Raw genomic sequence first — 12,363 nt, forward strand, 5'->3', positions numbered from 1 at the left:
ATTTCCTACGTTTTTTCCTTCCCCTTAACCATTTTAACGGCTTGGCTGGTTTGGTCTCAGTTGGGTAATCTCTTGATGCAACTCCAACGCGGTGGTTCCAAAGCCCTTGACCTTGATTCTTGGGAATAAAGTGCCGCTCAATTATCAGCCGATCTTCCGGTAATCACCGGATTGAATGGGAAAAAGCAAGTTGCTTTTTCCTTTTCTTTTCAGGGTGGAAACTGGGCAGATGAGGCCCATATTCTCACCCTTTGCCTTGAATGTTTGCCATCAATTTAGATTAAAGCGAGGCGGAATATTTTTCTAAGACTGCCCGATCGCGCCCGAGGGATTTCGCCTTGTATAGTGCAAGGTCTGCACTCCGAATTAATTTCTCCACCGAGTCTTGAGGGCGAGGTAAAGTCACCGAAACTCCCAAACTAATCGACACATAACCCGCAGGGGACTGAGCATGAAGAATCCGCAAGGCTTTGATCTGATTTCGGATGGTCTGCGCCACCTGCATCGCTCCTTCGGCATTGGTATGGGGAAGAATGACGGCGAATTCCTCTCCCCCATAGCGAGCGACTAAATCAGCGGGGCGCTTGACGGCATCGGCGATCGCCTGGGCGACTTGTTTCAAACAAGTATCCCCCGCTTGATGCCCATAAGTATCATTGTATAATTTAAAAAAATCAATGTCACATAAAATCAAAGACATCATCGAATGTTCCCGAATAGTTCGCCGCCATTCCCGATGGAGACATTCATCAAAAGCGCGCCGGTTAGCGACATGAGTCAATCCATCCAAAGAAGCAATCCGCTGTAATTCTTCATTCGCCGCTTCCAACTGTTTAAACAGGGTTGATTGTTGAATGGCGATCGCCAGTTGAGCGGACAACTGTTCAAACCCGCTAATCTCAAACGGTTGCCAATGGTGAATCCCATTACATTGATGGGCCACCAACAACCCCCAAAGGCGGTTTTCATGTAACAACGGCGCAATCATTTTCCCATTCACCCCAAAGGATTGCAAAAATTCAATCAAACATTGGGGAGAATTCGCCGCATTGAGCTCATCGATCGCCTTGACCGTTCCTTGACAATACCGCTCATAACAACTGGGGGGGAAAATTTCTTCTCCAAAACTTTGTCCCAGCATTGTCGGCCAAGGAGGAACCACCGATTCCGTGACCACACTCCCAGACTGGTCCGGCCAAATCCGATACACCACCACGCGATCGCAATCCAACAATTGTCTCACTTCCGAAACCGCCGTATTCAGAATCTCTTCTAAATTCAACGATTGGCGAATTCGGGCCAGAGTTCGGCTCACCAGTCGTTCCCGGTCAGACTGGTGACGCATGGCTTCCTCCGCCCTTACCCGTTCGGTGATATCCTGAGCCAGAGATGCCACGGCGATCGTCTCACCGTCCCGGTCAATTAAGGGAGTCGTGTACCACTCACAAATAGTCCTACCGCCATCTTTCCGGACATTTTCACAAATTGAGCAAGCGCCTCCCTTTTGATGCAACAGATCCTGCCATCGTTGACCCGCATCCAGTTGTTCCCTTGCTGGGTATAGCAACGCCATCCCCCGTCCGAGGATTTCCGCTTTGCTATACCCAAAAATTGCTTCCGCCGCCGGATTCCATTCCACAATGTCTCCGTTGAGGTTGAATTCCACCACGGCTAAAGGGGTTTGTTCCAAGTGCAGAGAGAGTTTTTGTTTGGATTGTTGCAGTGCGGCTTCCACCTGTTTTTGTGAGGTTAAATTCGTACTAATCCCAATCCGTCCAATAATTTTACCGGTGGGGTCTTTAATTGCATCGGCGCGGAGCAACACCTGAACAATTTTACCGCTGCGGGTGCGCTGTTCCACCGAGCCAATCCAAGATTGAGCGATCGCCTCAAAGATTTCTCGGGCAACTTCCGGGTCAGTATAGAGTACCGAGGGACCCCCTGCCGCCTTCAACTCTTCAACAGTGCCATACTCGAACAGAGTAGAAAAGGCCAAATTATGATAGATATGATTGCCATTGGCATCGCTGATGGCGATCGCATCACTGGCACTTTCCACCGCTTGCGCCACATACTCTAGGGCCGCTTCCGCCTGTTTGCGCTCAGTAATATCCCGCAAAATTGCTACAACCCGGTCTTCAGCACAGGCCATAATCCGCGCTTCCCGACTATAGCAGTTGCCATGAATTGTTAACTCATACTCCCAGGTTTGAACGTCCCCAGTTTCCAACGCTTGAAGTATATATTTCATCCCTTCCGTAGCGACGGATAGGGGCCAAATTTCATAGATAGAAAGCCCGATTTCAAAATTGGGCGGGATCGCTGTCGTTTGTTCCGGCACATTTTTGCAGTCCAAAATAGTGCCATCTGCTTTTAAATACAGCATCAAATCCGGAATCGTCTCCATCGTGTCCTTATGTTTGCCCAGGTTCCCTCGGGATGACTCTTCAACCCGGAGGCGATCGGTGAGTTCTGGGTCCCAAACCACCGCAATCGTACCTTGTCGGGTGCCATCGCTGTTGAATAGCGGGGTTTTTTTGATTTCCACGGACCGCAGTTCCCCGGAAGGGGCGGGAAATTCCACTCGGTTATCAATTGTCTTAGACAGTTCCCAAGCGGTTTGCTCAGATTCTGTATCAGCCCTCAAGATTTCTTGAGCGATGGGATAGTCTTGACTCAACTGGTGGTTGGTTTTACCTGCATACTCCACCCCGATTAATTGGAATAGTCTCAATGCGCCTTCGTTTGCCAGCAGCCAACATCCGCGCTCATCTTTGAGGATGACGCTTTCTGAAATGCTCTCAACTAAGGGTTTGAGCCACTCGGCGAGGGTGCGATCGCCCCAGAGTCGGTCTCTCCCTTCCCCTGCAGAGGGTTCAGGCCCTGCTACCTGGGGCGATCGACTCAGTTGAGTATCCAGTTCCGGCCCCTGATTGGACTCAGAGATCGGTTCTGTGCAGGATTCCTGTTGAACTAATTGGGGTTTACTATTCATGATGCCAGTGCCTCCCCTGAAATTTTCTACGTTACAAAATTAATAGAGGATACTCAGCTTTTATTTTGACTTTCTTTTGTCGGGCGATCGCCCAAAAGCATCAGACTAGATTTCCTGCTGCTTTCCCGATAAGGTTCGGCCTTTTTAAGCGAGTCCTGTCCAGATTAATTATCCAAAAAACTATAAAAACAAAATAACCAACCCCTTAAGATACTGGCGCATCTAAGATAAATTATAAGGGCTGTTCTGTCACAAAATTTAATTGTTCTTCAGGCATTACACTTCGTTGGGAAGGGAGAGCCTCCAACGGCCCCTCATGCAGCCCTGGCGAGTCCCCCGGACTATTGGGGTGGTACTCTCATTCTCCCTGAAGTCGTAACCGAGAGTCCTGGTACAGTATTTAGACCCCCGGGACCAGAAACCGGGTTGCTTGACACACTTTCTACATAAGAGCAACAAATCTGTGACAGAAACCCGGTTTCTCAGCTCTCCGGTCCCCCCAGATTAGGGCTTTTGGCGGTTCTACCCCCGACGGGCCAGATTTATCCTGGCGAGCAACATTGAGGGGATCTGGGCGATGGATGAATCCAGGGGTAGCAATCTCTTTACTCTACCGAGGGCACTGGAATATCCCACTTAGGCAATCCCGTCTGAGGGAACTTCTCCATGACTTCATCCGGTTAAACCCCCGGCAAGAGAATTTCAAACTCGGTGCCGATGTTTGGGGGTAAATCCTCTGAATTCAGGGTGCGCGATCGCAGATAAAGTTCTCCCCCATGTTTGGCCGTGACAATCCAATAACTCACCGCAAAGCTAGTTTCTTTTTCTGCCAATTTAGACATTCCAAAGGAGGCTAAAATTTCATTGATTTTAGCTTGAGGAATTCCCAACCCATTGTCAGATATTTTAATTGAAACCCACCGAGAATCCGGCTGGGTTGGCATTAAAGCGGGTCGGGATATCAATTCTGTGGATATAAAAATTCTGGACCGGGTTGGATCGGGTTGAGGTTGGGCGCGAAAGCCAGCTTCACTGAACTCCAAAGAAAATTTTTGATGAACGGCTTCCTGAATTAATCCATCAATAGTTTTGCTTAAAATATTAATAAAGACCTGATTGAGTTGAGAAGCGTAACAGGATATAGGAGGCAAATGTCCGTAGTTTTTTGTAATTTCAATTTCGCCACTAAAGCGGCTTTTTAAAAGCAATAAAACACTATCAATACAGGCATGAATGTCAGCGGGTTTGGGATGAACTTCATCAATATGACAAAAATTTTGCAAGCTAGTGGCTAACTGTTTTAAGCGATTGGCTCCATTTTTGAGACTAGAGATGGCCCGAGGCAAATCTTCTTTTAAAAAATCATATTCAATCTCTTCCTGGAGATCCTCGATTTCGGGTATAGACTCGGGTAAATACTTTTGATAAACGTTCACCAACTCCATTAACTCCTCGGAATAGCTGGTAACGTAGGTTAAATTTCCCCAAATAAATCCCACTGGGTCGAGAATTTCATGAGCCACCCCATCGACTAACCGTCCCAAACTGGCCATTTTGTCTGTTTGTACCAATTGCGCTTGAATTTGTTCAAACCGCAATTGAGTTTCAATGCCGCGAATTTGCCAATAGGCGAGGTTTAATTCATGAATATTGAGCAATAGATAGTTATCGGAACTGGTTTGGATGACCAGGGGTTCGCCTAATAATTCAGGCGATCGCCGGAATGCCTGTCGTGCCGCTTGGACAATCGTTGTCTCGGAACTTAATAGCATAATTTGAGTCCGGGCATAGCTGTAAAGCATTTGCAACGGAGCATTTAAAAACAACTCACTCGCTCGCGGACGAATCAAATATTCTAGCAGTCGCTGTCGAGACATCATCCCAACAAATTCTCCCGCATCTCGCAAAATCACCCCAGTCAGAAGGGGATATTTTTCAAAAGTGCGAACGATATCACAGCAGCGTCGGGTGATATCCACCTGGAAATCAAACAGGGGTAATTCTCCCAGGATGGATTCGACACGCAGATCTCGATAACTTCCTTCAAAAAATACAGGCTTTGAGAGTTCAGAATGGGGTTGATTTGGCACGATAAAGGGATATCGCCGGTCAACACCGACGCCTAAACAGTAGAATTACAATGAGGTTGTAAATGGGTTATCGACCCTTGGGACGATCGCCTTTAGACATTTGTGCACTCATCATAAACCAAATCAACCAAAAGGTTGCGATCGCCCGCTTGCGATCGCCCTTATTTCCATTCTGTATTCTGTTCATGATAGCCTTGCTCTCCAACCTCTTTTCCCAACCCTCACCCTAAATCCCTCTCCCAAAAATGGGAGAGGGATTTAGGGTGAGGGTTGCACCTCTTCAGACCACTACCTGAAGCTAGAGAAGGGTCAAATTTGACAACTTATCTTGTTTTATATCCAGGGATTTCAGGACGGGTAAAACCAGAAAAATACCCAGTCATTCAACAGAAAGTCTTAGTTAGCCAACTGGTAATCCCGGAATTACTTCCTTGGGATGGAAACACCCCAACTCCGTGTACTACTCCTGTGGAGCCTCTTGGATATAGACGGGCTGTGGATTCAATTCTCCCATGCGGTTGGGGGGCCAGAACCGAATCACCGCACGACCGATAATTTTATCCCGAGGGACAAAACCCCAGTAATGACTATCGTAGCTATTATTGCGATTATCCCCGAGCACTAAATACTGATCATCAGGAATAATTTCTGGCCCATATTGGTAGGTCGGTTCTTCTTCAATATAGCGTTCCTTGATGGGGATATTATTAATGTAAACTCGTTCCCCTCTGACTTCCACAGTTTCCCCAGGCAGCCCGATCACCCGCTTGATAAAAGCATCTTTAAAATTTTGGTCTTGGAGGGTTTGCGTGGGAGAAAAGACGACGATATCGCCTCGTTCTGGACTCGTGAAGCGATAGCTCAATTTATCGATAATCAGGCGATCGTTAATTTCCAGGGTCGGTAGCATCGAACCGGACGGGATGTAGCGTGCTTCTGCCACAAAGTGACGAATCCCAATTGCTAAAATCGCACTCAAACCAATCGTCTTAAGTGCTTCCACCCAAGGATTTTCGGGATTATGTACCGGATTGTTAGGGGGAGTTTGCTGAGAATTTATATCAGACACAGTTTCTTTTGCACGAGTCATGTTTGAACTTTTGACCTAATAGTGCTGCTAGGTTTTAACACAATATTGGAGAGGATAGGAAATTGGCTCTCCCTGGAGAAGTAGACCGGGCTTAAAATCCCATCTACTTCCTCGAACCTTTAACCATCAGTTATAAACCGAACTTCTTTGTACTTTTAATAACCAGATGAGCTGGATGATTGAGGGACTGATTCAGGATCTTCACCCCTTTCCAAGTCAGGTTGAGAAAATCAACCTAAAAACTCTAGTTAAGCTCGGAGTACGAAGATCTAGTCCCTCGATCTGGGAAGAGGGTTAATCACGCCCCAACATCGATCCTGTATTGTATCAATGTCCATATCTTCGTCCAGTGTAAAATGTCGGTCTGATTTTGGCAACTAGAGGGGTGAACTGACTCCCCACATAAAACCCCCGAACGGGATATCCTTGATTTAACGGAACTAGGTTGAACAACACACAAGGAACTTGACCATGAGAAACCATTTATTAATCCGACAAGCCCGGATTTTACAGCCCGATGGAGAATTTTTACAGGGTGATGTCCTGATCCAAGAGGGAAAAATCCGCCAGATTGGACCGGATATTCCGGGTTTAGCTGAAAATCCCGACCCTGACGATAATCTGGAGGTGATTGACGCGGTTGGGCTGACTTTGTTGCCTGGGGTAATCGACCCCCAGGTTCATTTCCGGGAACCGGGACTCGAATATAAGGAAGACCTGTTTACAGCCAGTTGCGCTTGTGCTAGGGGAGGGGTGACTTCATTCTTGGAGATGCCCAACACGCGACCCCTGACTACCACCCAGGCGACTTTGGATGATAAATTGGCTCGGGCTGCTCGTTCGTCCTTAGTTAATTATGGCTTTTTTATTGGGGCAACTGCAGAGCATTTACCGGATTTGGTGGAAGCGCATCCCAGCCCAGGGATTAAAATTTTTATGGGGTCGATGAAGGGTCCGTTGTTGGTCGATGATCAGGCGGCATTGGAGGCGATTTTTAGTCAAGGCGATCGCCTGATTGCCGTCCATGCTGAGGACCGCACCCGCATTGAGGAACGCCGTCAACAGTTTAGCGATCGCACTGATCCAGCGGTCCATTCTGAAATCCAGGATAATCAAGCCGCCTTAATCGCCACCAAGCGAGCTTTAAGCCTCTCTAAAAAATATCAACGCCGCCTGCATATTTTGCATCTGTCCACCGGAGATGAAGCCCTCCTGTTGCGCGAAGATAAACCCAGTTGGGTCACCGCTGAAGTCACCCCCCAACATCTGCTTTTGAATACCAGTGCCTACGACACTATTGGCACCCTCGCCCAGATGAATCCTCCCTTGCGATCGCCCCAGGATAACGAAATTCTCTGGCAAGCCCTCCTCGATGGGGTGATTGATTTTATTGCCACGGACCATGCCCCCCATACCCTAGAAGAAAAAGCCCAAGGCTATCCCAACACCCCATCGGGAATGCCCGGAGTGGAAACCTCCCTGCCCCTGATGCTGACTCAAGCTATGCAGGGACGCTGTACCGTCCCCCAAGTGGCCCACTGGATGTCTACTGCCGTTGCCAAAGGCTATGGAATTCCCAACAAAGGGGCGATCGCTCCCGGTTACGATGCTGATTTAGTCCTCGTGGATTTAAACACCTATCGTCCCGTATTACGAGAAGAAGTCGTCAGCAAATGTGGCTGGAATTCGTTCGAGGGCTGGAACCTCACCGGATGGCCCGTGGTAACAATTGTGGGTGGTCAAGTGGTCTATGATCACGGAAAACTCAACACCGACATTCGCGGTAAAGCCTTATCGTTTGGAGGTTAATCCTGCCTAGTTAATCCTGCCCAGAGCTCCGCCGGGGGATTGATCCCCCGCCGGTTGTCGCAACCCACCGGATGTTGCTGTCCCAACTCCCAACCTGGGAAAGTCACTTGATCGCCAATGGCATCAGGGCATTCAAATTAAAGTCTCCAACGGGGATTAATTCGGCGTAACGACCCTGGTCCTGATGAGTTAGGACCAGGCGTAAATAATCATCAGGCTTGTAGGGTAAGCGTTCCGCCCATTCGATCGCCACGAGACCCGGTTCCGTCTCAATCCCTTCCCAGTAACTCTCCAGATTCAGTCCTGAGACTTCGGTGGGGTCCAAACGGTAGAGGTCCAAATGATAAAGGGGGATCCGACCTTCGAGATATTCCACAATTAAGGTAAAGGTGGGACTGACAATGGATTCAGCGATCGCCAAACCGGACCCAATCCCTTGCACCAGAGTGGTTTTACCCGCACCTAAGTCTCCTTCGAGTAAAATGGTGGTCCCTGGAGGGCAGCATTGTCCGAGGGTGAAGCCCAGGGATTTGGTCGCCTCAGCGGAGGGCAACACTAATTTAAATATGGATTGACTCATTGATGAAGGAATAGACGAAAGAGTGAACCAAGAAAAGAACGACGAACTGCGTTAAAACCTTAAAAATTATAACAGAATTGCCGATAAATAGCGATTAATTGGAACGAAGGATTGCCTCGTTAAATACTAAATTGTTGAGCGGGTGAAAAAGTCATTCAGTCTAGGTAATTTTAGTCCAAAAAAGTGGATGAGTTTATAAATGATAACAGGAGCAGATAGAGCAGCGAAAAGGAGTGTGAGGAGAGAGGAATGGTGAGAGAGCAGCGAAGAAGAAAGATGGCGATCGCCCCTAGCGGGCGACAGAGAGGATCCTGGCACGGCTTTTAATATGAACGTGAGCGTACCAGCGGAGCAACACCTGAGCCAAGAGTTGGTGATCGTGACGGACATAACCCGTTTCCCGGTCCTCCTGCATCACATTAGCGAACACCACATTGCGGCCAATTTCAGTAATGGTGGGGCGATCGACATACACCGGATGAGAATTATCTTGGGAATAGCGAATTAACGATTGAGCCGAAGGCATTTGTTGTTGCACCAGAACCGAACTAAACAGCTTTAATCCACAAGCACGATCAATCGCGGTGATATGGTCAGCGACAGTGTAGCCATCAGTTTCCCCGGGCTGGGTCATGATATTGCAGACATAGATTTTAGGAATATTGCGCTTGGCAATTTCTTCGGCAATTTCCGGCACTAATAGATTGGGAATCACGCTGGTATAGAGACTTCCGGGGCCTAAAATAATGAAATCGGCCTCACGAATCGCCTGAATTGCTTTAGGCAGAGGAGGTGGATTAGCGGGAGTGCAGCCGATTTTGACAATTTTGCCATTGGCTTCGGTAATACTCGATTCTCCCTCAATGCGACGACCATCGGCCAACTCCGCCCAGAGATTGACATCGCAGAGGGTTGAGGGGAGGACTTGACCCCGGACCGCCAGAACCTTAGAGCTCGTGGCGATCGCCCGTTCCAAATCCCCACTAATATCGCTCATCGCCGTCAGAAATAGATTCCCAAAACTGTGGCCCGTCAGACCATTTCCCGCCTTAAATCGGTATTGAAACAGTTCCGTTAATAACTTTTCCTCATCAGCCAGGGCCGCTAAACAGTTGCGAATATCTCCTGGTGGCAGCACTCCATTTTCCCGGCGTAGTCGTCCCGAGGACCCGCCATCATCCGCTACGGTGACGATCGCCGTAATGTTGGCACTGTAAGTCTTGAGTCCCCGGAGTAGGGTAGAAAGACCCGTGCCACCCCCAACCACCACAATTTTCGCGCCCCGATTTAACTTCCGGTGATGCAGTAAGACATCAATCAACTCATCCTCGGCACCGGGTCTTAACACTTCCGTAATCGAGCCAACAGTGCGGGTTTGGCCCCAGAGAATAAAGAAAATTCCAAACAGGAGGACAAAGGGACCGCTGATATAGCTGGGAATCACCGTCGCCAGTTGGGTTAGGGTTTTTTCAGTCAACTGAATCGCGAAAAAAATCGGGGTCAGTTTAACCCAAATTGCCAAACCCAGAATGGTTAATAAGACCCCAACCGCACTTAAGAGTAGCCAGCGTTTCACGAATAATCCAGGGGCTAACCATTTAAACCAATGGTTAAATCGCATCCCTCGCCGAAACAGAGGGTCCGGCTTGAGAGCATGGAAAGCTTGTTTGAGTAAACCAATTGACATGATTAATTTTGGGAGTAGGGATTATAAAGAGCATAGAGCCGGAAATTAAACCTTTTTGGTTTTGATTCTAATTGCAAAAGGTCTGTTCCTAACTCAATCGGACAATAGCCTGTCACGGATCAGATGTCATCTCCATAGGCCAAATAAGAGAATATGCTTACCAGGATATCTGGATTGTTCCGGAATGGCGAGAGTCCAGGGCCAGAATCGCCCCTGTTGAAGGCAGCGGGTCCGGATTAGAATCGATGCAGGGTGAGGCTGCGTGGTGCAACAATCCTCCAGGCTGACTTGAAGCTAGAGCTTTCCATCCCTGGGGAGAGTAGCGACGATGGACTTCCAACCAGCCTGGAGGCTGGACTACTATACTTAACCTTTAGTGACCAGTCCGCAGAGCGTTACCGCAGTTGAGCCGATGAGTGAGCCGTTAATTGAATTGAAGGGAGTGTCTAAGTCCTTTGGTCGGAATGTGATTTTAAAGGAAGTGGATTTATGCATTTACCGAAACGAGGCCCTCTCAATCATTGGACCCTCTGGGACTGGAAAATCGACAATCTTGCGGATTATTGCGGGATTGCTGGAGCCTGATGCGGGGGAAGTTTATGTGCAGGGAATTCGCCGCGATCGCTGGATGGATGATTTAGCTGATCCCATTGGCATTGGCATGGTCTTTCAGAATGCGGCCCTATTTGATTCCTTAAACGTAGATGAAAATGTCGGATTTTTCCTCTACGAACACTCCAAATTATCCCGCAAGCAAATTCGACAACTGGTCACGGATAAGCTAGAAATGGTAGGGTTGCCAGGAATCGGCAATAAATACCCAGCCGAACTGTCTGGAGGGATGCGAAAGCGGGTAAGTTTTGCCCGGGCGATTATGGCGAATCCAGACGACCCCACCGCCAGTCCAGAAGTGTTGCTCTATGATGAGCCGACGGCGGGGTTAGATCCGATCGCCTCTACGGTGATTGAAGATTTAATCCGAGATTTACAGGCGGCCCGAGGCGGCTGTAGCACTTATGTGATGGTCACGCACCAAGATAGCACCATTCGCCGGACCTCTGATCGGATCGTGTTTTTATTTGATGGGAAAGTGCAGTGGCAAGGTGGAATCGAGGTCATTGACACCACGGATAATCCCTTAGTCCGACAATTTTTCAGTGGGAGCATTATCGGACCGATTCAACTAGCCGGTTGAACTCCTGGCGATCGCAAGGCAGCATGGGGTTGCAGTGTGGCACTGGGGGAGAAGTGGCACTGCACAGGTAGGAGTCAAAATCATAACAACAACGTCAAAAGAGCAACTATCGCAGAAGGAGAACCCATGCGTTCGTCACGAAAGCTCAGAGAAGGATCAATTGGTTTATTACTTTTGGCCGGTTTAGGATTATTTGGCGGCATTATTTTATGGCTGCGAGGGGTCGGATTAGGCCGAGAAAGCTATACCTTGGTCGTGTCATTCCCCGACGTTGCTGGAATGCAAGTGGGAGGGGCAGTGCGCTACCGGGGAGTCACCGTGGGCAGGATTGCCAATATTATCCCCGGAACCAATGGAGTGGATGTGGAAGTGGTAGTGGCTCCAGCAAGCCTAGTGATTCCCAATGCTGTCTTGATCGAGGCCAATCAGGGGGGATTAATTGGGGAAACTTGGGTGGATATCAAGCCCCTCCAGGCTTTACCCCCTCAAGTGATTAAAACCACGACTCCCCTGGCCTCGGACTGCAATACGGAGTTGATTTTGTGCAATCGTGAGCGTCTTGAGGGACAGATTGGGGTGAATTTTGACGAACTGGTTCGCGGTTCGATGCGGTTGACGAATTTATTTTCAGATCCGGCATTTTTTGGTAATCTGAATGCCTTGGTGAAAAACTCTACAGTGGCTACGGCTGAAATTACCCAACTCAGCCGCGAAATCAATGTCTTGACCCAATCTGTGGAACGAGAGTTAGGTCTTTTTTCCTCCGCTGCTCTTCAATCGGCTTCGGCCCTAAATGCCGCCGCCGGACAAATTGGCAATACAGCTAATCAGGTGGGGGCAATCTCGACCCAATTGGGGAGGACGGTGAACGAATATGGGGCGATCGCCGGGGATATCCGCACCGCCACCAATCAAAT

General features: G+C 48.6%; 8 protein-coding genes. 3 read left to right on the forward strand and 5 right to left on the reverse strand.

Annotated elements, in window-relative coordinates; all coding sequences use genetic code 11:
- Window positions 1-280 precede the first annotated feature (280 nt).
- The 3 genes from J0895_RS04735 to lepB all read right to left on the reverse strand — a co-directional run bounded on the left by J0895_RS04735 (window position 281) and on the right by lepB (window position 6,175).
- Window positions 281-2,995, reverse strand: a complete 2,715-nt coding sequence (locus J0895_RS04735) for a diguanylate cyclase (RefSeq protein ID WP_207086969.1) — start codon at window positions 2,993-2,995, stop codon at window positions 281-283.
- Between the two features lie 680 nt (window positions 2,996-3,675).
- Window positions 3,676-5,085, reverse strand: coding sequence for an ATP-binding protein (locus tag J0895_RS04740; RefSeq protein WP_207086970.1), 1,410 nt, complete (start codon window positions 5,083-5,085; stop codon window positions 3,676-3,678).
- 460 nt (window positions 5,086-5,545) lie between these two features.
- Window positions 5,546-6,175 carry a signal peptidase I gene (lepB, locus tag J0895_RS04745; protein ID WP_242541056.1) on the reverse strand — a complete coding sequence of 210 codons (630 nt, stop codon included), beginning with the start codon at window positions 6,173-6,175 and terminating at the stop codon, window positions 5,546-5,548.
- 471 nt (window positions 6,176-6,646) lie between these two features.
- Between lepB and J0895_RS04750 the strand changes: the two genes are divergently transcribed.
- On the forward strand, window positions 6,647-7,984 hold the full coding sequence (locus J0895_RS04750) for a dihydroorotase (RefSeq protein ID WP_340643448.1): 1,338 nt from the start codon (window positions 6,647-6,649) through the stop codon (window positions 7,982-7,984).
- A 103-nt stretch (window positions 7,985-8,087) separates the two neighbouring features.
- On the opposite strand, the gene tsaE is transcribed toward J0895_RS04750, so the two are convergent.
- Together tsaE and J0895_RS04760 are read right to left on the reverse strand one after the other, a co-directional pair.
- Window positions 8,088-8,564, reverse strand: a complete 477-nt coding sequence (gene tsaE, locus J0895_RS04755) for a tRNA (adenosine(37)-N6)-threonylcarbamoyltransferase complex ATPase subunit type 1 TsaE (protein ID WP_207086972.1) — start codon at window positions 8,562-8,564, stop codon at window positions 8,088-8,090.
- 289 nt (window positions 8,565-8,853) lie between these two features.
- Window positions 8,854-10,251: a gluconeogenesis factor YvcK family protein gene (locus J0895_RS04760; protein WP_207086973.1), complete on the reverse strand. Its 1,398-nt coding sequence runs from the start codon at window positions 10,249-10,251 to the stop codon at window positions 8,854-8,856.
- 412 nt (window positions 10,252-10,663) lie between these two features.
- Here J0895_RS04760 and J0895_RS04765 point away from each other — a divergent pair, with 412 nt between their 5' ends.
- Together J0895_RS04765 and J0895_RS04770 are read left to right on the forward strand one after the other, a co-directional pair.
- Window positions 10,664-11,446, forward strand: a complete 783-nt coding sequence (locus tag J0895_RS04765) for an ABC transporter ATP-binding protein (RefSeq protein WP_207086974.1) — start codon at window positions 10,664-10,666, stop codon at window positions 11,444-11,446.
- A 126-nt stretch (window positions 11,447-11,572) separates the two neighbouring features.
- A partial coding sequence (locus tag J0895_RS04770) for an MlaD family protein (RefSeq protein WP_207086975.1) occupies window positions 11,573-12,363 on the forward strand: 791 nt, incomplete at its 3' end.

Origin of the sequence: Phormidium pseudopriestleyi FRX01 (assembly GCF_017313335.1) — a bacterium.
GTDB lineage: Bacteria > Cyanobacteriota > Cyanobacteriia > Cyanobacteriales > Laspinemataceae > Laspinema > Laspinema pseudopriestleyi.